The sequence below is a fragment of the Streptomyces sp. 3211.6 genome (assembly GCF_003634815.1).
Taxonomy (GTDB): domain Bacteria; phylum Actinomycetota; class Actinomycetes; order Streptomycetales; family Streptomycetaceae; genus Streptomyces; species Streptomyces katrae_A.
The window spans coordinates 5,578,763-5,601,696 of sequence record NZ_RBXC01000001.1 but is presented as its reverse complement, the minus strand read 5'-3'; the positions used below and the strand labels follow the sequence as shown (position 1 = coordinate 5,601,696).

The 22,934-nt window shown below is 70.9% G+C and carries 22 protein-coding genes; 10 read left to right on the top strand and 12 right to left on the bottom strand.

All coding sequences use genetic code 11. The annotated features are described in order from the left end of the window. The first annotated feature begins 9 nt into the window (after positions 1–9). The 7 genes from BX286_RS26000 (at position 10) to BX286_RS25970 (ending at position 6,660) form a co-directional block, all read left to right on the top strand. Complete coding sequence (locus BX286_RS26000) at positions 10–423, top strand: roadblock/LC7 domain-containing protein (RefSeq protein WP_311736922.1); 414 nt, start codon at positions 10–12, stop codon at positions 421–423. A 151-nt stretch (positions 424–574) separates the two neighbouring features. Beyond that, the gene (locus tag BX286_RS25995) at positions 575–967 is read left to right on the top strand and encodes a DUF742 domain-containing protein (protein ID WP_045952696.1); all 393 of its coding nucleotides are present in this window, start codon (positions 575–577) and stop codon (positions 965–967) included. Beyond that, entirely contained in the window at positions 948–1,529 is a 582-nt protein-coding gene (locus BX286_RS25990; RefSeq protein WP_079429943.1) for an ATP/GTP-binding protein, read from the top strand. Before BX286_RS25995 ends, BX286_RS25990 begins: the two co-directional genes overlap by 20 nt. Positions 1,530–1,822: 293 nt before the next feature. Then, on the top strand, positions 1,823–5,026 hold the full coding sequence (locus tag BX286_RS25985) for a nitrate- and nitrite sensing domain-containing protein (RefSeq protein WP_187344191.1): 3,204 nt from the start codon (positions 1,823–1,825) through the stop codon (positions 5,024–5,026). Positions 5,027–5,036: 10 nt separating this feature from the next. Continuing rightward, complete coding sequence (locus tag BX286_RS25980) at positions 5,037–5,450, top strand: roadblock/LC7 domain-containing protein (protein WP_079431971.1); 414 nt, start codon at positions 5,037–5,039, stop codon at positions 5,448–5,450. A gap of 93 nt (positions 5,451–5,543) precedes the next feature. Then, positions 5,544–6,098, top strand: a complete 555-nt coding sequence (locus BX286_RS25975; protein WP_100862805.1) for a DUF742 domain-containing protein — start codon at positions 5,544–5,546, stop codon at positions 6,096–6,098. Then, positions 6,079–6,660 carry an ATP/GTP-binding protein gene (locus BX286_RS25970; protein WP_037792108.1) on the top strand — a complete coding sequence of 194 codons (582 nt, stop codon included), beginning with the start codon at positions 6,079–6,081 and terminating at the stop codon, positions 6,658–6,660. The genes BX286_RS25975 and BX286_RS25970 overlap by 20 nt, the downstream gene beginning before the upstream one ends. A 292-nt stretch (positions 6,661–6,952) precedes the next feature. On the opposite strand, the gene BX286_RS25965 is transcribed toward BX286_RS25970, so the two are convergent. Both BX286_RS25965 and BX286_RS25960 read right to left on the bottom strand, forming a co-directional pair. Further along, entirely contained in the window at positions 6,953–7,153 is a 201-nt protein-coding gene (locus tag BX286_RS25965; protein ID WP_079429939.1) for an acyl-CoA carboxylase subunit epsilon, read from the bottom strand. 24 nt (positions 7,154–7,177) lie between these two features. Further along, positions 7,178–8,761, bottom strand: a complete 1,584-nt coding sequence (locus tag BX286_RS25960; protein ID WP_079429938.1) for an acyl-CoA carboxylase subunit beta — start codon at positions 8,759–8,761, stop codon at positions 7,178–7,180. 252 nt (positions 8,762–9,013) lie between these two features. Between BX286_RS25960 and BX286_RS25955 the strand changes: the two genes are divergently transcribed. Further along, entirely contained in the window at positions 9,014–9,634 is a 621-nt protein-coding gene (locus tag BX286_RS25955) for a YceI family protein (RefSeq protein WP_079429937.1), read from the top strand. 19 nt (positions 9,635–9,653) lie between these two features. On the opposite strand, the gene BX286_RS25950 is transcribed toward BX286_RS25955, so the two are convergent. From BX286_RS25950 to ureA, 6 genes are all read right to left on the bottom strand, one after another. Continuing rightward, entirely contained in the window at positions 9,654–11,018 is a 1,365-nt protein-coding gene (locus BX286_RS25950; RefSeq protein WP_079429936.1) for a hypothetical protein, read from the bottom strand. A gap of 66 nt (positions 11,019–11,084) precedes the next feature. Beyond that, positions 11,085–12,707, bottom strand: coding sequence for a citramalate synthase (gene cimA, locus BX286_RS25945; protein ID WP_100862808.1), 1,623 nt, complete (start codon positions 12,705–12,707; stop codon positions 11,085–11,087). 332 nt (positions 12,708–13,039) lie between these two features. Continuing rightward, positions 13,040–13,654, bottom strand: coding sequence for a TetR/AcrR family transcriptional regulator (locus BX286_RS25940; protein WP_121016441.1), 615 nt, complete (start codon positions 13,652–13,654; stop codon positions 13,040–13,042). A 31-nt stretch (positions 13,655–13,685) separates the two neighbouring features. Beyond that, entirely contained in the window at positions 13,686–14,750 is a 1,065-nt protein-coding gene (locus tag BX286_RS25935; RefSeq protein WP_079429933.1) for an agmatine/peptidylarginine deiminase, read from the bottom strand. Positions 14,751–14,773: 23 nt separating this feature from the next. Further along, the gene (locus tag BX286_RS25930; RefSeq protein ID WP_398898806.1) at positions 14,774–16,516 is read right to left on the bottom strand and encodes an urease subunit alpha; all 1,743 of its coding nucleotides are present in this window, start codon (positions 16,514–16,516) and stop codon (positions 14,774–14,776) included. Beyond that, positions 16,513–17,232: an urease subunit gamma gene (gene ureA / locus BX286_RS25925; protein ID WP_079429932.1), complete on the bottom strand. Its 720-nt coding sequence runs from the start codon at positions 17,230–17,232 to the stop codon at positions 16,513–16,515. Before ureA ends, BX286_RS25930 begins: the two co-directional genes overlap by 4 nt. A gap of 158 nt (positions 17,233–17,390) precedes the next feature. On the opposite strand from ureA, the gene BX286_RS25920 reads away from it, so the two are divergent. Together BX286_RS25920 and BX286_RS36735 are read left to right on the top strand one after the other, a co-directional pair. Beyond that, on the top strand, positions 17,391–18,821 hold the full coding sequence (locus BX286_RS25920; protein WP_121016439.1) for a cytosine permease: 1,431 nt from the start codon (positions 17,391–17,393) through the stop codon (positions 18,819–18,821). Positions 18,822–18,856: 35 nt separating this feature from the next. Further along, positions 18,857–19,012 (top strand): hypothetical protein, encoded by a 156-nt coding sequence (locus BX286_RS36735; RefSeq protein WP_159036722.1) that lies wholly within the window; start codon positions 18,857–18,859, stop codon positions 19,010–19,012. Positions 19,013–19,097: 85 nt separating this feature from the next. Here BX286_RS36735 and BX286_RS25915 read toward each other — a convergent pair whose 3' ends face one another. The 4 genes from BX286_RS25915 to BX286_RS25905 form a co-directional block, all read right to left on the bottom strand. Further along, positions 19,098–20,183: a branched-chain amino acid aminotransferase gene (locus BX286_RS25915; RefSeq protein ID WP_079429930.1), complete on the bottom strand. Its 1,086-nt coding sequence runs from the start codon at positions 20,181–20,183 to the stop codon at positions 19,098–19,100. A 224-nt stretch (positions 20,184–20,407) separates the two neighbouring features. Further along, positions 20,408–21,448: a 3-isopropylmalate dehydrogenase gene (locus BX286_RS25910; RefSeq protein ID WP_079431969.1), complete on the bottom strand. Its 1,041-nt coding sequence runs from the start codon at positions 21,446–21,448 to the stop codon at positions 20,408–20,410. Positions 21,449–21,574: 126 nt separating this feature from the next. Then, positions 21,575–21,706 carry a hypothetical protein gene (locus BX286_RS37545; protein ID WP_257790365.1) on the bottom strand — a complete coding sequence of 44 codons (132 nt, stop codon included), beginning with the start codon at positions 21,704–21,706 and terminating at the stop codon, positions 21,575–21,577. 259 nt (positions 21,707–21,965) lie between these two features. After that, positions 21,966–22,862 (bottom strand): LysR family transcriptional regulator, encoded by an 897-nt coding sequence (locus BX286_RS25905; protein ID WP_079429929.1) that lies wholly within the window; start codon positions 22,860–22,862, stop codon positions 21,966–21,968. Positions 22,863–22,934 lie beyond the last annotated feature (72 nt).

The window sequence follows — 22,934 nt, the reverse complement described above, 5'->3', positions numbered from 1 at the left end:
TTGAGCTCGATGAGCCAGGCGGCACAGAACCTGAACTGGTTGATCACCAACTTCGTGGACCACACCCCCGGGGTGTCCCACACCGTGGTGGTCTCCGCCGACGGACTCCTTCTGGCGATGTCCGAAGGTTTCCCCCGTGACCGCGCCGACCAGCTGGCGGCCGTGGCCTCCGGTCTGACCTCGCTGACCGCCGGAGCCTCCCGCATCTTCGAGGGCGGCGCCGTCAACCAGACCGTGGTGGAGATGGACCGGGGATTCCTCTTCCTCATGTCCGTCTCCGACGGTTCCTCGCTGGCCGTCCTGGCGCACCCCGAGTGCGACATCGGCCTCGTCGGCTACGAGATGGCCCTCCTCGTGGACCGCGCCGGCAACGTCCTCACCCCGGACCTGCGCGCGGAGCTCCAGGGAAGCCTGCTCACCTGACACCCTCCTCCCGGCCGGACGGTACTTCCGGCCGGGGGGACCGGGAGCGCCATCCCGGAACCCCAGTACCCCCGAAGGCCGTCATCACGTCCCCCCACCGGCCGCCCCGTCAGACGGCACGCTGACCACTGCTGTCCAGCCCGGAGGATCAATGACCCCGCCCCCCGCCTACCCCGATGCGTACGAAGACTCGTACTCGGAAGGCGACCAGCCGCTGGTACGTCCGTACGCGATGACCGGCGGCCGGACCCGGCCCCGCTACCAGCTCGCCATCGAGGCGCTGGTCAGCACGACGGCCGACCCGATGCACCTGTCCGGCCTGCTGCCGGAGCACCAGCGCATCTGCACCCTGTGCCGCGAGGTGAAGTCGGTCGCCGAGGTCTCCGCGCTGCTGTCGATGCCGCTCGGTGTGGCCCGCATCCTCGTCGCCGACCTGGCGGAGGCCGGCATGGTGGCGATCCACCAGCCGGGCAATGGAGAGGCCGGCGGAACGCCGGACGTAACGCTGCTCGAAAGGGTGCTCAGTGGACTTCGCAAGCTCTAACGGCGGTGCCGCTCGCTCCACCACCTCCGCGAAGATCGTGGTGGCGGGCGGCTTCGGCGTGGGCAAGACCACGTTCGTCGGCGCGGTCTCCGAGATCAACCCCCTGCGCACCGAAGCCGTCATGACCAGCGCCTCGGCCGGCATCGACGACCTCACCCACACCGGTGACAAGACGACCACCACGGTCGCCATGGACTTCGGCCGCATCACCCTGGACCAGGACCTGATCCTGTACCTCTTCGGTACCCCCGGACAGGACCGCTTCTGGTTCATGTGGGACGACCTCGTCCGCGGCGCCATCGGCGCCGTCGTCCTCGTCGACACCCGACGCCTCGCCGACTGCTTCCCGGCCGTCGACTACTTCGAAAACAGCGGCCTGCCCTTCGTCATCGCCCTCAACGGCTTCGACGGACACCAGCCCTACACCCCCGAAGAAGTCCGCGAAGCCCTCCAGATCGGCCCCGACGCCCCCATCATCACCACCGACGCCCGCCACCGCGGCGACGCCAAGAGCGCCCTCATCACCCTCGTCGAACACGCCCTCATGGCACGGCTCAAGTAGCAGCCGTTACGAGGCGAATTCGCGGAGGCGGGCTGTGTCATAGAACACGGCCCGCCTCTGGTGTTCATAACGTTTCGACAGAGAATTGCCCTCGGCCGGACACGGCGTGCGTTCGCCCGGTGCCACTGTGCGCACAACTGGCCCCGTTTTTGCCGCAGCTCGCTCTTTATGTCCGGTTTATGTGGGACGTAAGGCTCGTGGAATGGCCGATTCCAACTGTTTGGAACACTGCGCTTCATCGTGCTGGAATTCAACGAACTAGCTAGTAGCACCGCCGAGAGGTTGTTGGTCGAGTGAGGCGAAGCAACTCGAGTCCCGCGGTTGAACCCGCTCGGGGCAACTTCACCCCGCCGCCGCGCGCGGCCATGTCGCCCGTCGACGTGCCCGTGGAACCACCGGCGGGCGGCGGCAGCACGAGCAAGCTCTCGCCCCGCAACTGGCGTGTGCCGACGCGTCTGAACGCCATCCTGCTCGTGCCCGTCCTCGTCGGACTGGTCATGGGCGGCTTCCAGGTGAAGGGCTCGATCGACACCTGGAACGAGGCGAAGGACGCGGAGAAGACGGTCCGCATCGTCCAGGCGGCCGCCGAATACGGCCAGGCCCTCCTCAACGAGCGTGACCTCAGCGCCGAGCCGCTGCTCAAGAACGACCGCGGCAACGAGGCCGTGACGAAGGCCTACGCGGCCACCGACGCGGCCAAGGCCAAGTTCGCCGCCGCCGTCAAGGACATGCCGAAGAAGCAGGGCCTGGAGCGCCGCCTCGAACTCTTCCGCCGGGAGGAGCCGAAGCTGGAGCAGGTCCGCAAGACGGCCTACGCCGTCCCGGAGACCACCAAGAAGAACCTCCCCTCCGCGGCCGGCCCCGTGCCGACCGAAGAGGGCTACGTGCTGGTCCAGCACTACCTGATGCAGTTCTCCAACGAACTGGGCCTGGGCACCGGGAACGTCACCAGTTACGGCCGCATGGTCTACGCGGTCGAGCTGGCCAAGGCGGCCAACTCGCTGCAGCGCTCCATCGGCACGCACCTGCTGGTCCGCCCGAACGAGGACGAGAACGTCCGCAAGGCCCAGCTCGTCGCCTTCTCCTCCTACGCCTACCTCGAGGAAATCGCGGCCGGCGAGTACGTCGCCGCCGGTACCGAAGAGGACACCAAGCGGCTCCAGGAGGTCATGGGCAAGAAGTCCCAGGAGGGCGCCGCCAAGCTCGCCCAGGCCAAGCAGGCCGCCGAGCAGGCCGGTACGCCCTTCAAGGCCCCGCCCGTGGTCAACGGCTCCGCCCTCACCGGCATGACCGAGGCGATAGCCGGCGGCGACAAGCCCGCCAAGCTCGCCCTGATCGGCGTGACCCCGCAGGCCTGGCAGGCCGCCGCCACCGCCAAGTTCGACGGCTACGCCGAGGTCGAGCAGGAGCTGCTCGACAAGGCCGTCAAGGACACCGTCGCCGTCTCCGACAAGGCCCAGCGCGACGCCATCCTGACCGGCGCCATCGTGGTCGTGGCCCTCCTCGCGGCCTTCATCCTGGCCGCGCTGATGGCCCGCCAGATGAGCCGCGCGATGCTGCGCCTGCGCACCTCCGCCTTCGACGTCGCCGAGCAGCGCCTGCCGATGCTCGTCGACCAGCTCTCGCGCACCGACCCGGGCAAGGTCGACACCCGTGTCGAGCCGATCCCGATCAACTCCCAGGACGAGATCGGCGAGGTCGCCCGCGCCTTCGACCAGGTCCACCGGGAAGCGGTCCGGCTCGCCGCCGAGCAGGCCCTCCTGCGGGGCAACGTCAACGCGATCTTCACGAACCTCTCCATGCGCAACCAGTCGCTGATCGAGGGCCAGCTGACCCTCATCACCGACCTGGAGAACAACGAGGCCGACCCGGACCAGCTGGAGAACCTCTTCCGCCTGGACCACCTGGCCACTCGTATGCGCCGCAACGGCGAGAACCTCCTCATCCTCGCGGGTGAGAACCCGGGCCGCCGCTGGGACCAGCCGGTACCCCTCGTCGACGTCCTGCGCGCCGCCTCCTCCGAGGTGGAGCAGTACGAGCGCATCGAGCTGTCGGGCGTCTCCGAGGCCGAGATCCACGGCCAGGCCGTGACCGACCTCGTGCACCTGCTCGCCGAGCTGCTGGAGAACGCCACCACGTTCTCCTCCCCCCAGACCAAGGTCCGGGTCAACGCCACGCGTCTGCCCGACGGCCGCGTGATGATCGAGATCCACGACAAGGGCATCGGTCTCACCGCCGAGGACTTCGCGGACATCAACCACAAGCTGGCCAACCCGCCGACCGTGGACGCCGCGATCTCGCAGCGCATGGGTCTGTTCGTGGTCGGCCGGCTGGCGGACCGCCACAGCATCCGCGTCCAGCTGCGCCCCTCGGGCGAGCAGGCCGGCACCACCTCGCTGGTCATGCTCCCCGACGCCATCACCCACGGTGGCGGTGGCGAGGGCATCCCGGACGACGACTTCACCGTCTCCTCGATCATCCCCGAGCAGCAGGCCCAGCAGGCCGCCCCGCTGCGCACGGCCGCCGAACTCGGCTTCGACGACTCCCGCTACGAGGCCCAGAACGGCCAGGGCGGCGAGCAGAAGCCGGTCGACCCGGTGGTGCGGTCCCTGGGCCGCGAGGAGCGCCGGGCCGCCCTGGAGGCGCAGCTCAACTTCGGGCAGGAGCAGGAGCCCCAGCAGGAGCAGCAGCAGTACTCCGAGGGTTATCCGGAACCCCAGCCCGAGCACGCTTACCAGCCGTACCAGGAGTACGAGCAGCCCTCCGCGCAGGGCTACGAGGCCCCGTACGAGGAGCAGGCCCAGCAGCAGTCGTACGAGGCGTTCCCGGAGCAGGGCTACGCTTATCCGGAAGTCGGCTACCAGGACGGCCAGCAGCCCGCGCAGGCGTACGACGGCGGTTACGCTGAGCAGTCACCGCAGGCCGCATGGCCCGAGCAGAACACCTACTCGGAGTCCTACCAGCAGGACTACGGGACCGAATCGGAACCCCCGGCCGCTCCCGAACCGGCCGTGGACCGCGTAGGCTTCGACCGTCCGGGCGCCGCTGCCGACACCGGTCACGCAATGACCGGAGCGGGCCTGCCGCGACGTGGCAGCCAGCAGCAGTGGGGTTCGGGCCAGAAGGAAGCGGAGCCCACCGGTTCCCTCTTCGAGCAGCGGCCGCAGCGACAGCAGCAGCCGGCTGCGCAGAAGGAGGCCCCGGAGGACGTGCCGGCCGGCGGGGGCTGGCGTTCGGCGAACGACGAACGCTGGCAGCAGGCGGGCAAGCTCCGTGAGCCGAAGGCGGGCGGGGTCACCTCGTCCGGTCTCCCTCGGCGGGTGCCCAAGGCCAACCTGGTCGAGGGCGCTGCGGAGACGACCCCGCAGGGCGGCCCCCAGGTCTCCCGCGCCCCGGAGGACGTACGCGGCAGGTTGAGCAACCTGCGCCGCGGTGTCCAGCAGGGACGCAGCGCGGGTTCCGAGCAGTCAAGTAACAGCTATGACCAGGAGCGTTAGTGTGAGCGCGATGAGCCAGGCGGCGCAGAACCTGAACTGGTTGATCACCAACTTCGTGGACAACACCCCCGGGGTGTCCCACACGGTGGTGGTCTCCGCCGACGGCCTGCTGCTGGCGATGTCCGACGGATTCCCGCGCGACCGCGCCGATCAGCTGGCGGCCGTGGCCTCCGGTCTGACCTCGCTGACCGCCGGAGCCTCCCGCATCTTCGAGGGCGGCGCCGTCAACCAGACCGTGGTGGAGATGGACCGTGGGTTCCTCTTCCTCATGTCGGTCTCCGACGGGTCCTCGCTCGCGGTGCTCGCGCACCCCGAGTGCGACATCGGCCTCGTCGGCTACGAGATGGCCCTCCTCGTGGACCGCGCCGGCAACGTCCTCACCCCGGACCTGCGCGCGGAGCTGCAAGGAAGCCTTCTCAACTAGTAATCAGGCAGTGCGTTTCGCGTCATCGCACCGTAGGGTGCGGTGGCGCGGTTCCACAGGGAGTACTGCGTTCTTGGAGTCGGAGGAGGAAACGTGACAACACCCGGAGGACATCCTTATGGCGGCCAGCAGCCGCAGGGTGGGCACGACCAGAACCGCTTCAACTTCCCCTCCGCTCCCAGCCGGCCCATGCCGGAGCAGAACCCCTACGCGCAGCAGCCGTACGGCCAGCCCCAGCAGCCGCAGGCGCCCCACCGGCTTCCCCAGCAGCCCCCTCGGGCCGCGCAGCCGCAGGCTCCCAAGGCGCACAACCCGCTGGTGCGTCCGTACGCGATGACCGGCGGCCGGACCCGGCCGCGCTACCAGCTCGCCATCGAGGCGCTGGTCAGTACCACGGCGGATCCCGCGCGCCTGCAAGGGCAGTTGCCCGAGCACCAGCGCATCTGCCGCCTGTGCCAGGAGATCAAATCCGTCGCGGAGATCTCGGCACTTCTCTCCATTCCTCTTGGTGTCGCCCGCATCCTCGTCGCCGACCTGGCGGAGGCGGGCCTTGTCGCCATTCATCAGCCCGGCGGCGACGAGTCTGCCGGCGGCCAGCCAGATGTGACACTGCTCGAAAGGGTGCTCAGTGGACTTCGCAAGCTCTAACGGCGGAGCGGCTCGCTCCACCACCTCCGCGAAGATCGTGGTGGCGGGCGGCTTCGGCGTGGGCAAGACCACGTTCGTCGGCGCGGTCTCCGAGATCAACCCCCTGCGCACCGAAGCCGTCATGACCAGCGCCTCGGCCGGCATCGACGACCTCACCCACACCGGTGACAAGACGACCACCACGGTCGCCATGGACTTCGGCCGCATCACCCTGGACCAGGACCTGATCCTGTACCTCTTCGGTACCCCCGGACAGGACCGCTTCTGGTTCATGTGGGACGACCTCGTCCGCGGCGCCATCGGCGCCGTCGTCCTCGTCGACACCCGACGCCTCGCCGACTGCTTCCCGGCCGTCGACTACTTCGAAAACAGCGGCCTGCCCTTCGTCATCGCCCTCAACGGCTTCGACGGACACCAGCCCTACACCCCCGAAGAAGTCCGCGAAGCCCTCCAGATCGGCCCCGACGCCCCCATCATCACCACCGACGCCCGCCACCGCGCCGACGCCAAGAGCGCACTCATCACCCTCGTCGAACACGCCCTCATGGCACGGCTTCGGTAGACCTCGCCCGCCGCACCGGTAACGCCGGGAGTCCGCACGGACTCCCGGCGTCGTCGTTGTGCCCCCGTCGCCTGCTCAGGAAGGCACGGGCCGGCCGGGGACCTCATGACGGGCTGGTGCTGCAGTCCCCCGGCCCCGCCCTGCGGCGCTGCCGGAGCGTCTTCCACGGCGACCTGTCGTACGGCTACTCCCCCAACGGGCGCTGAGTCCGCGGGAAACGACGGACGGCCGCCCGCCGCACCTCGGAAGCGAGGGCGGCGGGCGGCCGTCGTGCGAAGGGCGCGAGGGGGTACTAGCCCCGCCAGCTGTGCGGGGCCTGGAAGCCCCGGCTGCGCTCCAGCCGGCGCCAGCCGGCGGTGGAACGGCGGGTGGTGGCGGCCTCTTCGGGGGTGGCGGCGGCACGGGCGAGCAGGATCGCGGTGATCGCGGCCAGCTCCTCGGGCGCGGCGTTGCCCTTCTCGACCTTCAGCAGGGTGTCGGTGGCGATGCTCATCGTCGGCAGTTCTCCTCAGCTCGTTTACTGCGGCGGGTTGCCGTGCTTGCGAGACGGCAGATCGGCGTGCTTGGTGCGGAGCATCGCCAGGGCGCTGACGAGCACCCCGCGGGTCTCGGCGGGGTCGATGACGTCGTCCACGAGGCCGCGCTCGGCCGCGTAGTACGGGTGCATCAGCTCGGCCTTGTACTCCTTGACCATCCGGGCCCGCATGGCCTCGGGGTCCTCGGCGTCCGCGATCTGCTTGCGGAAGATCACGTTGGCCGCGCCCTCCGCGCCCATGACGGCGATCTCGTTGGTGGGCCAGGCGTAGGTGAGGTCGGCGCCGATGGACTGGGAGTCCATGACGATGTACGCGCCGCCGTAGGCCTTGCGCAGGATCAGGGAGATCCGCGGGACGGTGGCGTTGCAGTACGCGTACAGCAGCTTGGCGCCGTGGCGGATGATGCCGCCGTGCTCCTGGTCGACGCCCGGCAGGAAGCCGGGGACGTCCAGCAGGGTGACGATCGGGATGTTGAAGGCGTCGCACATCTGGACGAAGCGCGCGGCCTTCTCGGAGGCGTGGATGTCCAGGACGCCGGCGAGGTGGCCGGGCTGGTTGGCGATGATGCCGACGACCTGGCCGTCGAGGCGGGCCAGGGCGCAGATGATGTTGCGGGCCCAGCGCTCGTGGATCTCCAGGACGTCGCCGTCGTCGACGAGCTCCTCGATGACCTTGAGCATGTCGTACGGGCGGTTGCCGTCGGCGGGGACCAGGTCCAGCAGGACCTCCGAGCGCCGGTCGACCGGGTCGGTGTTCTCGTGGACCGGCGGGTTCTCGCGGTTGTTCGAGGGGAGCATCGTGATGAGGTAGCGGACCTCGGCGATGCAGGTCTCCTCGTCGTCGTACGCGAAGTGCGCGACGCCCGAGGTCTCGGCGTGCACGTCGGCGCCGCCGAGGCCGTTCTGGCTGATCTCCTCACCGGTGACGGCGCGGACGACGTCGGGGCCGGTGATGAACATCTGCGAGGTGTCCCGGACCATGAACACGAAGTCGGTGAGGGCCGGGGAGTAGGCCGCGCCGCCGGCGCAGGGGCCGAGCATGACCGAGATCTGCGGGATGACGCCCGAGGCCTTGGTGTTGCGCTGGAAGATGCCGCCGTAGCCGGCGAGGGCGGAGACGCCCTCCTGGATACGGGCGCCGGCGCCGTCGTTGAGGGAGACCAGCGGGGCACCGGCCGCGATGGCCATGTCCATGATCTTGTGGATCTTCGTGGCGTGGGCCTCGCCCAGGGCGCCGCCGAAGATGCGGAAGTCGTGCGCGTAGACGAAGACCGTGCGGCCCTCGACCGTGCCCCAGCCGGTGATGACGCCGTCGGTGTAGGGCTTCTTCGCCTCCAGCCCGAAACCGGTCGCCCGGTGCCGGCGGAGCTGCTCGACCTCCCGGAAGGAACCTTCGTCGAGCAGGAGCGCGATGCGCTCGCGGGCGGTCAGCTTGCCCTTGGCGTGCTGCGCCTCGGTCGCGCGGTCGCTGGGGCCGCGCCGGGCCTCCTCGCGGAGGGAGTGCAGCTCGGCCACGCGCCCGCGGGCGTCCGTCGGCTCGCTCGGGGTCTGGTCCACAACGGTCATGTACTGACCTTACGAAGCCGGGCCCGTAAAACCCTCCGTTGGTTCCGCACAGTCTCGGGCCCTTCCGGCTGTGCGGGCCGGACAGAACCGCCGATGCATGCATGGACTCCCCCAGCCGGGACCGTCGCCCTTTGTGGAGGTTCCATAAATCCACACCCGAGCGGGGGATGTAGTTGAAATTTTAACGGAATGGCTCTAGCGTGGCTCTTGTTGAACCTTGAACCAAACTGCACCACTTCCCAGGAGGACGTCATGGCTCTCTTCTCCCGCCGCAACCGCACCGCCGCCCCCGCCGCCCAGAGCGCCGTCGCCACGCTCGACGCCGACCCCGCGCTCGCCGCGCTCACCGGTGACTACGTCATCGACGCCGGCCACAGCAGCATCGGCTTCACCGTGCGCCACGCGATGGTGACCAACGTCCGCGGCAGCTTCGCCGAGCACGAGGGCGCGCTGCACCTCGACGGCCGCGACCCCTCGCGCTCCACGGCCTCGATCGACGTCAAGATCGCCTCGGTGAGCACCGGCATCGCCGACCGCGACGCCCACCTGCGCAGCGGCGACTTCTTCGACGCCGAGGCCTTCCCGCTGATGACCTTCCGCTCCACCTCGGCGGCCCACGTCGGCGGTGACACCTACCGCATCAGCGGCGACCTGACCATCAAGGACGTCACGCGTCCGCTCTCCATCGACCTGGAGTTCGCCGGCTCCGCGACCGACGTGTACGGCAACGAGCGCGTCGGCTTCGAGGGCTCGGCGGAGATCCTGCGCTCCGACTGGGGTCTGACCTGGAACGCCGCGCTGGAGGCCGGCGGTGTGATGGTCAGCGACAAGGTGAAGCTGACCTTCGACATCTCGGCGATCAAGCAGGCCTGACCGGCGCCCCCGGGGGCGGCTACCAGCCGCCCCCGCCGTCGAAGCCGCCGCCCCCGTCGAAGCCGCCACCGCCGCCGAAGTCCCCGCCGCCGAAGTCGGACGGGTTGAAGTCGGCCCCGGAGACGTCTCCGCCCTCGAAGCCTCCCCCGTCCATCCCGCCGAAGTCGGAGGCGTAGGCCGGAGTGGACATCATCGACCCGAGCAGCGTGCCCACCAGCAGGCCGGGCAGCATGCCGCCGCCGAAGTAGCCGCCCGCCCAGGGCCCGTACGCCGGGCCGGCGTCGTAGTAGGGGCGCGGGCCGTACTCGGTGGCCACGGTGCGCACCGCCGGGTCCAGGCCGTCCCTCAGCCGGACGGCGTCTGCCGCGCAGACCGGCACCGTACGCGCCGCCCCGCCGGGCGGGGCCCACTGCGCGTCCTCGGTGCTGGGCCCGTGGCGCGGGTCGAAGAAGCAGGGCGCCCGCCGCTCGGGCACGGGCTCGCCCCGCCGTCGCGCGTCGAGGCACGCGAGGGCGTACCGGCCGTCCTCCAGGGCCTGGGTCACCCCCTGGACCTCTTCGGGCCGCTGTACCGAGGCCATGATCTGCTTGGCCCGCTCGTAGGAGTCGAGCCCGCGCTCGTAGTCCTTGCGCATGGCGTCGTCGGCGCCGGGCTCACCGGGGTGGAAGTCGAGCCGTTCGAGTTCCTCGCCGAAGGCGGTGATGTCCTCGTCCACGACCACGCCCAGCCGTTCGACGGCCTCCCGCCGGGCCGCTTCCTTCCTCTTGCGGTTCCGCTTGACCAGCAGGTATCCGCCCCCGCCGCCGAGCACGGCCACCGCGCCGAGGGCGATCAGGGTCCCGGCGGAGGATCCGCTCCCGCCGGCGGCCCCACCCCAGGAGGCCGGGGCGTGGCCCTTCATCTGCGGGAGGGCCTGGTCGACGAAGGCGTTCAGCTCGGTCGCGGCGTCCACCGGTCCGCCCGCCTTCACCGCGTCGGTGAGGTTGCGGACGGCGTTGCCCGGCATCACGGCCCGGTCGGCCCCGGCGTTGAAGCCGTCGCCGAGCCGGACGGCGTACAGGCCGGTGACGCCCGTCTCGGTGCGGACCGTGCGCAGCACGCTGTCGGCGGGGAAGGCGGAGGTGGCGGGCAGCACGGCGACGAACAGCGGCTTCCCGGCCGCCTTGATCTTCGCGGCCAGGGCGTCCGCCTGCGCCTGCGACAGCTGTGCGGAGGCCCCGGGGTCGACGTACACCGGCCCCTTCTTGAGCCCTTCCGCCACGGCGGCGGTCCCGCCGTCGGCGGCGACGGCCTGCGCGGCGCCGCCGAGCGCGCCGACGGACAGGGCCAGCAGCAGACCGGACAGCACCGATCCCACACGTACGGATATCAGCCTGGTCCTCATACCGACGACGCTACCCGAACCGCCCCTTTCCCGTGTGAGCCGGACATAAGCATCCGGCTCCCGGAACTACTCCGCAGGTTCGACGCCCGCGTGGAGGAGGCCGTAGGTGTAGGCGTCCTCCAGGGCCTGCCAGGAGGCCGCGATGACGTTCGGGGCGACGCCCACCGTGTTCCACTCGCGGGTGCCGTCCGTGGTGGAGATCAGGACCCGGGTCGTGGACTCCGTGCCGTGCTTGCCCTCCAGGATGCGGACCTTGTAGTCGATCAGCTCGAACTTGGCCAGCTGGGGGTAGAACCGCTCCAGGGCGACGCGCAGGGCGCGGTCCAGGGCGTTGACCGGGCCGTTGCCCTCGGCCGTGGCCACGATGCGCTCGCCCTTGGCCCACAGCTTGACCGTGGCCTCGTTGGCGTGGGTGCCGTCCGGGCGGTCCTCGACGATCGCGCGCCAGGACTCCACGCGGAAGTACTTGCGGGCCCGGCCCTCGGCCTCGGCGCGCAGCAGCAGCTCGAAGGAGGCGTCGGCGGCCTCGTACGTGTAGCCCGCGAGCTCCCGCTCCTTGACGCGCTCGACCACGCGGGAGATCAGCGCCCGGTCTCCGCCGAGGTCGACGCCGAGCTCCTTGCCCTTGAGCTCGATGGAGGCGCGGCCGGCCATGTCGGAGACCAGCATGCGCATCGTGTTGCCGACGCGCTCGGGGTCGATGTGCTGGTACAGGTCCGGGTCGACCTTGATCGCCGAGGCGTGCAGGCCCGCCTTGTGCGCGAAGGCGGAGACGCCGACGTAGGGCTGGTGGGTGGAGGGGGTGAGGTTGACGACCTCGGCGATGGCGTGGGAGATGCGGGTCATCTCGGCGAGCGCGCCCTCGGGGAGGACCTTGCGGCCGTACTTGATCTCCAGGGCGGCGACGACGGGGAAGAGGTTGGCGTTGCCGACGCGCTCGCCGTAGCCGTTCGCGGTGCACTGGACGTGCGTGGCGCCCGCGTCGACGGCGGCGAGGGTGTTGGCGACGGCGCAGCCGGTGTCGTCCTGGGCGTGGATGCCGAGGCGGGCGCCGGTGTCGGCGAGGACCGTGGCGACGACCGCGGTGATCTGCGCGGGCAGCATGCCGCCGTTGGTGTCGCAGAGGACGACCACGTCGGCGCCGGCCTCGTGCGCGGTGCGCACGACGGCCTTGGCGTACTCGGCGTTCGCGCGGTAGCCGTCGAAGAAGTGCTCGCAGTCGACGAAGACGCGGCGGCCCTGGGAGACCAGGTGGGAGACGGTGTCGCGGACCATCTCCAGGTTCTCGTCCAAGGTGGTGCGCAGGGCGAGCTCGACGTGCCGGTCGTGGGACTTGGCGACCAGCGTGATCACCGGGGCCCCGGACTCCAGGAGGGCGCGGACCTGCGGGTCCTCGGCGGCGGAGCCGCCGGCGCGACGGGTGGCGCCGAAGGCGACGAGCTGGGCGTTCTTGAAGTCGATCTCGGCCCGCGCCCGGGCGAAGAACTCGGTGTCGCGGGGGTTGGCTCCGGGCCAGCCGCCTTCGATGAAGCCGACTCCGAACTCGTCCAGGTGCCGGGCGATGGCCAGCTTGTCCGCGACCGTGAGGTTGATGCCCTCACGCTGGGCACCGTCGCGCAGGGTGGTGTCGAAGACGTGGAAGGCGTCGTCGAGTGCCGCTGCCGGCGCAGTCGCCTCTGTCGTCGTCATGCTGATCTGACTCCTGTCGGATGAGTGGTTCCGGAGACCGGGGATCCACTGCCCCCATCATCGCGCGCCGCCCGTTTCCGGCATGATTTGGGCCGGTAAACGAAAAGACCCCTCGCGGGTGCGAGAGGTCTGCGCGCGGGTCTGGGGCACGGTGGCCGCTGCCGCGGAGGTTTTCCACGGTTCAGCGGTCACAGAGGACCGGCGCGCTGCTGTCCATAATCATGAGCTGAGCAGACACGCTCGCAGTGTGACACACGCGCCGGCGTCCCTGGACGCCGGTCTCAGCATGCGGGCAGCCGCCGTCCGGCAGACGGCGCGCACCCCCGCGACCCCTAGCTGGAGAGGGCCTCGGCAAGGAACTCGCGTACGTGTTCCAGGATGTCCTCGCGCCCTATGCCGGGCAGGCCGACGGCCACCTGGATGCTGAACCCGTCGAGCAGCGCCCGCAGCCGGGCCGCGAAACGGTCGGGGTCCACCGAGCGGAACTCCCCGCGCGAGATGCCCTCGGCGAGCAGGGCGACCAGGTCGCGGTGCCAGGCGCCCTCGATGGCGGCCTGCCGGTCGCGTTCGGCCGGGCCCGCGTTCTGGGAGCGGTTCCAGACCTCCAGCCACAGGGTCCAGTGCGGGTCCCGGGCGCCGTCGGGTACGTAGAGGTCCACGTACGCGCGCAGCCGCTCGCCCGCCGGCTCGCGCCGCGAGAGCAGGGACCGGCGCCGGGCGCCGAGTTCCGCCTCGCTCCACTCCAGGGTCTGCAGCAGGAGCTCGTCCTTGCTGCGGAAGTAGTAGAGGAGGTGACCGCTGCTCATGCCGACCTGCCGGCCGAGGCCGGCCATGGTCAGCCCGTCGAGCCCGCGCTCGGCGATCGTGGCCATGGCGGCGACGAGTACGTCCTCGCGCGGGGGCGCGTTCTTGCGCGCCGCCCGTACCGGTACTCCGCCCGCCACCATGGGTCACTCCTTCATCGGTCCGCCTCGGGTGTCAGACCTTCGGCTGCTGCTGGGTGATGCAGTGGATGCCGCCACCCCCGGCGAAAATCGTACGTGCGTCAACGAGGGTCACGGTCCGCTCGGGGAACAGTCCGCGGAAGATCTCGGCCGCCTCCTCGTCGCGCGGGTCGTCGAAGGCGCACAGCACCACGCCGCCGTTGCAGAGGTAGTGGTTGATGTACGAGTAGTCCACCCACTCGCCGTCCTCCTCCAGCACGGTCGGCGCCGGGATCTCGACGACCTCCAGCCGGCGGCCCCGGGCGTCGGTGGCGGCGCGCAGGATGGCGGCGATGGTCTTGCAGCGTTCGTGGTCCGGGTGGGCCGGGTCGGGCTGGGTGTGGACCATGACCACGCCGGGGCGGGCGAAGGCGGCGACGATGTCGACGTGGCCCTGGGTGCCGTAGGTGCCGTAGTCGCCGGCCAGGCCGTAGGGCAGCCAGATGGCCTTGGTGGTGCCGAGGTGGGCGTGGATCTCGCGCTCGACCTCCTCGCGGGTCCAGTCGGGGTTGCGGCCCTTGCCCAGCTGCACGGTGTCGGTGAGGAGCACGGTGCCCTCGCCGTCGACGTGGATGGCGCCGCCCTCGTTGACCAGCGGGGTGCTGAAGGTGCGGGTGCCGACGATGTCGGAGATGTGCCGGGCGATCTTGGAGTCGTGGTCCCAGCGGGCCCATTCCTGGGCGCCCCAGCCGTTGAAGGTCCAGTCGACGGCGGCCAGCTCGCCGGCGTCGTTGGTGACGAAGGTCGGGCCGATGTCGCGCATCCAGGCGTCGTCGAGGTCGCGCTCGACCAGCTCGACGTCCTCGCCGACGATGGCGCGGGCGCTGTCGGCGTCGCCCGGGGAGACGACGAGGGTCACCGGCTCGTAGGTGCGGACGGCGCGGGCGACGGCGCCCCAGGCCTGGCGGGCCTCGGCGAGCTCCTGCTCGTTGGTGAAGGTGGGGTTGGGGCTGGGCCAGGCCATCCAGGTGCGCTCGTGGGGGGTCCACTCGGCGGGCATCCGGAAACCGTTGGCGGCGGGCTTGGCGGGGCTCGCGGAGTTCGCGGGCTGTGCAGTCATGGCGGGGGTCCTAACGAGCAGCTTTACAGGAAGTACAGGCGGTTGAGAGAGACCGATTCGGCCGCTTCGGAGCGCAGCGGTTCTCCGTCGAGGGAGACGAGTCCGCTGCGCGCGTCCACGTCGACCGCGCCCACCCGGGAGTTGAGGAGCATGTCCTTGGGGCCGATGCCGCGGGTGCCGCGGACGGCGACGCGGCGGCGGCGGGTCGGCATCTCGTCGGAGCCGAGGGCGGCGGCGGCCGCCGAGACGAAGGCCACGGAGATGTCCGCGGCGGTGGCCCCGTAGGAGCCGAACTGCGGGCCGAGGACGAGGGGTTCGCAGGTGTCGGTGGCGGCGTTGGGGTCGCCGGTGACGCCGTAGGCCGGGAAGCCGGACTTCAGGACGAGCTGGGGCTTGGCACCGAAGAACTGCGGACGCCACAGCACGATGTCGGCGAGCTTGCCGGTCTCGATGGAACCGATCTCGTGGGCCAGGCCGTGCGCGATGGCCGGGTTGATCGTCAGCTTGGCCATGTAGCGCAGCACGCGCGCGTTGTCGTCGCCCTCGCCGTCGCCCTCCAGCGGGCCGAGCTCGCCCTTCATCTTGGCGGCCATCGCGAAGGTGCGGCGGATGGTCTCGCCGGCACGGCCCATGCCCTGCGCGTCGGAGGAGGTGATGCCGATGGCGCCCAGGTCGTGCAGGACGTCCTCGGCACCCATCGTCCCGGCGCGGATGCGGTCACGGGCCATGGCCGCGTCGCCCGGGAGGTCCGGCTTGAGGTCGTGGACGGAGACGATCATGCCGTAGTGCTCGGCGACCGCGTCCCGGCCGAAGGGCAGGGTGGGATTGGTGGAGGAGCCGATCACGTTCGGCACGCCCGCCATCTTCAGCACGTTGGGGACGTGCCCGCCGCCGCAGCCCTCGATGTGGAACGCGTGGATGGTGCGGCCCTCCAGGACACGCAGGGTGTCCTCGACCGACAGGCACTCGTTGAGGCCGTCACTGTGCAGGGCCACCTGCACGTCGTGTTCCTCCGCCACACGCAGCGCGGTGTCCAGGGCCCGGGTGTGGGCGCCCATGTCCTCATGGACCTTGAACCCGCTCGCGCCGCCCTCGGCCAGGGCCTCCACCAGGGGCGCCGCGTCCGAGGAGGAGCCCCGGGCCAGGAAACCGATGTTCACCGGCCAGGCGTCGAAGGCGTTGAAGGCGTGCCTCAGCGCCCACGGCGAGTTCACCCCGACGCCCCAGACGGGCCCGAACTCCTGGCCGATGACGGTGGTGACGCCCGCGGCGAGCGAGGCCTCCATGATCCGCGGGGAGAGCAGGTGGACATGGGTGTCCACGGCCCCGGCGGTGGCGATCAGGCCCTCGCCGGAGACGATGCTGGTGCCGGTGCCGACCACCACGTCCACCCCGTCGAGAGTGTCCGGGTTGCCCGCCCGCCCGATCGCGTGGATGCGGCCCTCACGGATACCGATGGAAACCTTCTTGATGCCGAGGACGGCATCGATGACCAGGACATTGCTGATCACCACGTCACAGGTCTCACGTACGGCCGCGCCCTTGAGGTGCAGGCCGTCACGGGCCGTCTTCCCGAACCCCGCCAGGAACTCGTCCCCCGGCTTCTGCGCGTCGTACTCCACCCGGACGGTCAGCCCGGAGTCGCCGAGCCGGACCCGGTCCCCGGCGCGGGGGCCGAAGACGGAGGCGTACTCGTGCGGGTCGATGTGCCGGCTGCCGGGGGCGCAGTGCGCGCTGTGATCGGTGTGGGGGGTCTGGCGGCTCACGCCTGGTCTCCTTCCGGGGCGTCTGCGGTGGGGGCGGCCGCGCCCAGGTAGCCGCAGGCCACGGCCCGGGCCAGGGCCTCGGCCTTGGCGCCGGGGGCGTCGAGCGGACCGTCGACCAGTCCGGCGAAACCGATGGCGATCCGGTCCCCGCCGATCGGGACCAGGCCCACCTCGCCCTCGCCGTGCGGGTCGAAGCGCACGGAGGAGCCGGCGGGGACGCACAGCCGCATGCCGTAGGCCGCGGCGCGGTCGAAGTCGAGGCGGGGGTTCGCCTCGAAGAAGTGGAAGTGGGAGGTGACGCTCACCGGCACGGAGGCGGTGTTGCGCACCCGCAGGCGCACGACCGGCTCCGGCTGGGGGGCGCCGGGGCCCGGTACGACCGCGCCCGGGGCGTCGTCGCCGAGCGAGGCCGCGCCCTGGATCGGGGACGAGACCACCGCGAGGCGGGACCCGTCGTCGAAGACGGCCTCCACGTGCACCTCGGTGACCACGTCGGCCACGCCGGGCAGCACGTCGCCGGGGCCGAGGACGCTCCGGGCCTCCTCGATGGCCTCGGCCAGGCGCTTGCCGTCGCGCGCCGCCTCGCAGACCGTGTCGGCGATCAGCGCCGTGGCCTCGGGGACGTTGAGCCGCAGGCCCCGGGCCCGACGGGCCCTGGCCAGTTCCGCGGCGCTGCGCAGCAGCAGCCGGTCGCGCTCCGTAGGGGTCAGCCGCACGCCGATCCACCACCTTTTGAGTCGATGGGTTAGAGCATCACTCTAACTCTTCATTTCCTCGCTGGGAATCATTGACCTGGGAGCAGGGCTTGGGTCACATTGAGTGTCGCTCAAACAACTAGGCCCCCCACCCCCCGCCGTGCCAAGGGAGTCCCCCCATGCCCATCGAACAGCGCGGAGTCGACACCATCCCGGAAGAGGAGCGGACGAGCGGTCCCCGTGACCTGATGTCGATCCTGCTCGGCTCCAACCTCTGCCTCGGTGTGATCGTCTTCGGCTGGCTGCCCCCGTCCTTCGGACTGGGCCTGGTCCCGTCGGTCACCGCCATCGTGACCGGGACCCTGGCCGGCATCGCCTTCACCGCGCCGCTCGCGCTGGTCTCCCTGCGCACCGCGACGAACCTGTCCACCTCCAGCGGGGCGCAGTTCGGCGTACGGGGGCGGCTCGTGGGCTCGATCGTGGGCCTGCTGCTGGCGCTCGGCTACACGGCGCTGACCCTGTGGATCGGCGGTGACGTGATGGTCGGCACCCTGGCCCGGCTCACCGGCCTGCCGGACAGCGGCCTCACCCACTCCCTGATGTACGGGGTGCTCGCGGCGTTCACCGTGGTCGGGGCCGTCTTCGGCTACCGGCTGCTGCTGCGCATGAGCAAGGCGCTCTCGATCGTCATGGTGCTCCTGCTGGCGGTCGGCATATACGCCTACGCCCCCGGCTTCACGACCGCGGCCCCGCCGGACACCTCCTACCTGCTGGGCTCGTTCTGGCCCACCTGGATCCTCGCCGTGGTCGCCGCCGGGCTCAGCGGCCCCGTCGCCTTCATCACCCTGCTCGGCGACTACACGCGCTACGTCTCGCCCCGCCGGCACAGCTCCCGGAAGGTCTACTGGGCCACCTGTACGGGTCTGTTCTTGGGCCTGCTGGTCCCGCAGCTCTTCGGCACCTACACCGCGCTGGCCGCCCGGGCCGGTGCCGACTACGCGGGACCGCTCGTGGCCGCCGCGCCCTTCTGGTACCTGGTGCCGCTGCTGTTCGCCGCCGCGGCGGGTTCGGTGGGCAACGCCGGGCTGATGCTCTACTCGATGGGCCTCGACCTGGACGCCATCGTGCCCAAGGCCACCCGTACCAAGGCCACCGTGATCGCCGCGGCCGTCGCGACCGCCTTCGTCTTCTTCGGCTCCTTCGAGTGGAACGTCCAGTCGGCGATGACCTCTTTCGTCCTGCTGCTGACCGCGATCGGCACCCCGTGGGCCGTGATCACCCTGATCGGTTACGTGCGCTGCCGCGGGGAGTACGACGCCGACGCGCTCCAGGTGTTCAACCGTCGGGCCCGTGGCGGCGTCTACTGGTACAGCGGGGGCTGGAACCTCCGCGCCACCGCCGCCTGGGCGGCCGGCGCGGTGGTGGGACTGGCCGCCGTGTCGACCCCGGTGTACGAGGGCCCGCTGCTGGCCCTCACCGGCGGGGTGGACTGTAGTTTCATCCTGTCGGGGCTGGTCGGCGGCGCGGTCTACGTCGCGCTGACCGTCCGGCCGCAGGAGGCCGCGGCCGCCGAGCCGGCGGAGAAGGCAGCGGTGGCGGTCGAAGCATAGAGGGACCGCCACGACGAATGGCACGGGGAGGCGTCGTGGAAGAGGTCGCGTATGTGGCGGCGAAGATCGTCAGGGGGATCGCGGGCCTGGCCTACATGGTCGGCGACGGCCTGCTGGCGATGACCGGACCGGACGGACCGGTCCAGGGCCGCACGAAGAAGAAGGACGGCGAGCAGGAGCAGGAGCACTGACCCGCTCCTCCCCCCTCCCGCCCGTAACGGCCGAAGGCCCCCGCGCTCGATGCGCGGGGGCCTTCGGCCGTTCGGGGGGTGCGCCCTAGCCGAGCGGGTGCATCCAGCCGTGGGTGTCGGCGCGGTGGCCGGTCTGGAGGTCGAGCAGCGCCTTGCGGAGCTTCATGGTGACCTCGCCGGGCTCGCCGTCGCCCTGGGTCCAGTTGGCGCGCTCGGACTTGACGGAGCCGACCGGGGTGATGACGGCCGCCGTACCGCAGGCGAACACCTCGGTGAGGGTGCCGTTCTCGTTGTCGCGCTTCCAGTCCTCGGTGGAGATGCGGCCCTCCTCGGCGGTGTAGCCGAGGTCGCGGGCGATGGTGAGGAGCGAGTCGCGGGTGATGCCGGGGAGGAGCGAGCCGGTCAGCTCCGGGGTGACGATGCGGTCGCCGTACACGAAGTACAGGTTCATGCCGCCCATCTCCTCGATCCAGCGGTGCTCGACGGCGTCCAGCCAGACGACCTGGTCGCAGCCGTGCGAGGCGGCCTGGGCCTGGGCGACGAGGGAGGCCGCGTAGTTGCCGCCGGTCTTGGCGGCGCCGGTGCCGCCCTTGACGGCGCGGACGTACTCCTCGGACAGCCAGACGGAGACGGGCTTGACGCCACCGGGGAAGTAGGCGCCGGCGGGCGAGGCGATGACCATGAACAGGAACTCGTTGGCCGGGCGGACACCCAGGCCGACCTCGGACGCGAACATGAAGGGCCGCAGGTACAGGGAGGCCTCGCCGGAGTTCGGCACCCAGGCGCTGTCCTGCTTGATCAGCGCGTCGCAGGCCTCGATGAACAGCTCGGTCGGCAGCTCCGGCATGGCCATGCGGCGGGCGGAGGCCTGGAAGCGCTCGGCGTTGGCCTGGGGGCGGAAGGTGGCGACGGTGCCGTCGGGCTGACGGTAGGCCTTGAGCCCCTCGAAGATCGTCTGCGCGTAGTGCAGCGTCATGTTGGCCGGGTCGATCGACAGCGGCGCGTACGGAACCAGCTCGGCGTCGTGCCAGCCACGACCCTCGGTCCACTTGATCGTCACCATGTGATCGGTGAAGTGGCGGCCGAAGCCGGGGCTGGCCAGGATCGCCTCTCGCTCCGCGTCGGACAGCGGGTTGGAGGAGGGCTTGAGCTCGATCGTGGGCGTCGTCATGAGTGCTTGTCCTTCACCGTTGTGTATGGCGGACCGCGCTCATGCGTACCAGGACGTCCGAGCTTCCCCGTTTACCGCGGCCTCGCGTTCGATTATCGCGCGCGCGGGGTCTTCGGTGAAACGGGGTGATGCGGCCCACGGGAGATGGTGGCACCCGGGGCCGTGCAGGAGAAGCCGCCGGGTGATGGTGCGTACCCGGCGGCTTCCTGGGTGGAGCTGCCGGGTCAGCCGGCTACTCGCGCGGCGAGGGCGTCGCCGATCGCGTCGGTGGAGCGGAAGGTCCCGTCACGCTCGGCGAGGTCGGCCGAGACGGCCTCCTCGATGCGCACGGCCTGCTCCTCGTAGCCGAGGTGGCGCAGCAGGAGGGCGACGGACAGGATCGTCGCCGTCGGGTCGGCCTTGCCGGTGCCCGCGATGTCCGGGGCCGAGCCGTGGACGGGCTCGAACATCGACGGGAAGGCACCGGTCGGGTTGATGTTCCCGGAGGCGGCCAGGCCGATCCCGCCGGTGACGGCGGCGGCCAGGTCGGTGAGGATGTCACCGAAGAGGTTGTCCGTGACGATGACGTCGAAGCGCTCGGGCTGGGTGACGAAGAAGATCGTCGCGGCGTCGACGTGCAGGTAGTCGGTGGTGACCTCGGGGTACTCCTGGCCGACCTTGTCGAAGATGTTCTTCCACATGTGGCCCGCGTACACGAGGACGTTGTTCTTGTGCACCAGCGTCAGCTTCTTGCGCGGACGGGAGTTGGCCCGCTCGTACGCGTCCCGGACCACGCGCTCCACGCCGTACGCGGTGTTGACGCTGACCTCGGTGGCGACCTCGGCCGGGGTGCCGGTGCGCAGGCTGCCGCCGTTGCCGGTGTACGGGCCCTCGGTGCCCTCGCGGACGACGACGAAGTCGATGTCCGGGCGGCCGGCCAGCGGGGTGGCCGTGTTCGGGAAGAGCTTCGAGGGGCGCAGGTTGATGAAGTGGTCGAAGGCGAAGCGGAGCTTCAGCAGCAGACCGCGCTCCAGGACGCCGGAGGGGACCGACGGGTCGCCGATGGCACCCAGGAGGATCGCGTCGTGGTGCTTGAGCGCTTCGAGCTCGGCGTCCGGGAGGGTCTCACCGGTGCGGTGCCACCGCTGCGCGCCGAGGTCGTATTCCTTGGTCTCCAGCTTCACATCCTGGGGCAGGACCGCGGTAAGGACCTTGAGGCCCTGAGCCACGACTTCCTGGCCGATGCCATCACCGGGGATCACTGCGAGATTGATGCTGGTCGACATGTCGGAACCGTACTCCGTGTCCCAGCCCTCAGACATATCGCGTCCATCATGTGGACCAATCAGAACGCGACATGTCGTCGTCGCCCGGCCGGGAGGTGCCGGGGGGCTGGGTCAGGGAGGCGCCGGTCAGTGGCCGGTGGAGCCGCCGTTGTCACGGCGGTCGAGGGCACGCTGCAGGGCGGCCGCGGCGTTCTTGCGCTCGTCGTCGGCCGGGGAGGAGTGGCGGACGCGGCGGGAGGCGGCGGTGCTGGGGGTCATGGTGATCGACTCCTTGAGATCACGGCGTGGCGGGGCCACGGATGAGGGGTTCCTTCAAGGCGCCGGAAGAGGCGGGGAGCCGTGCGCCGCAGGGGTTGCCTGCCAGGGGCGCGCGCTCACGACCGCCATTCGCTGATATGCGAGGCGTTCGGCTCCTACAAAGCTAGGGCAGTCGCGGCTGTATGTCTCCGCAATTACTCGGACTTCCTAGTATCTGAGATGCGAAACCCCTCGGAAGGCCCCTCAGAGCACTCCGCTTTCAGTCCGATTCAGCCCTGAGTTCCCTGATCAGAGCTCTGACGGCGAGGGTGGACGCCGATTCCGGTGTGGTGACGTATCCCACCTTCCTCACCGGCCCCTGGGGCCCCAGGGGGGCGATGTCGACCGCGTCCGTGGCCTCCCGCAGCGACAGCTCGGGCATGATCGCCATCCCCAGGCCCCGGCCGACCATCGTCAGCACCATGGCGTCGTCCTCGGCCTTGACCGTGGCCGCCGGGATCCAGTCCTGCGCCGCCCACCACCGCCGGGTGTAGGAGCCGCAGTTCTCGTCCCAGTCCAGCAGCGGCAGTGCCTTCGGGTCCGGATGCCCGGCGGGGTGCACCAGCGCGTACGCCTCCCGGGTGAGCACCCCGGTCAGCAGCCCGGGCGGTACGTCGCCGGGCGCACCCAGCGTGGCGATGCCGAGGTCCGCCCGGCCGGCGGCCACCTCGCCGGCCGTCCCGGCGCCGAGCTCGCGCACCACCCGCACCTCGGGCCGGATCCCCGGGTGCAGGGCGGCAAGGCGCTCCAGCGCGGGCGGCAGCAGGTGCAGGGCCGCGCTGCGGAAGGCCGCGATGCGCAGGGCCCCCTCCAGGGCCCCGTCCGCCGCGCCCCCGCCGGAGGCGGCCCGCCCGGCGGCGCGGGCCTCCGCGCCCAGCACCTCGTACAGCCGAAGGATGCGCCGGCCCAGGGCCACGGCCCGCTCCCCCGCGGGGGTGGGGCGGGCGCCGGCGCGCCCGCGCTCGAAGAGCACCGCCCCGACCTTGCCCTCGCTGCCGCGCACCGAATGCGAGACGGCCGACTGGCTGATGCCGAGCCGGCCGGCCGCGGCGGAGAAACCGCCCGTCTCGGCGACGGCGACCAGCACCCGGAGTTCCTGCGGGGCGAGCTCGGTCACGGGGTTCCCACCTCGGTGTATGAGCCGCGTTCATGGGTGTGCGGCTTCCATGAGGGCAACCCCCTGCCCGGC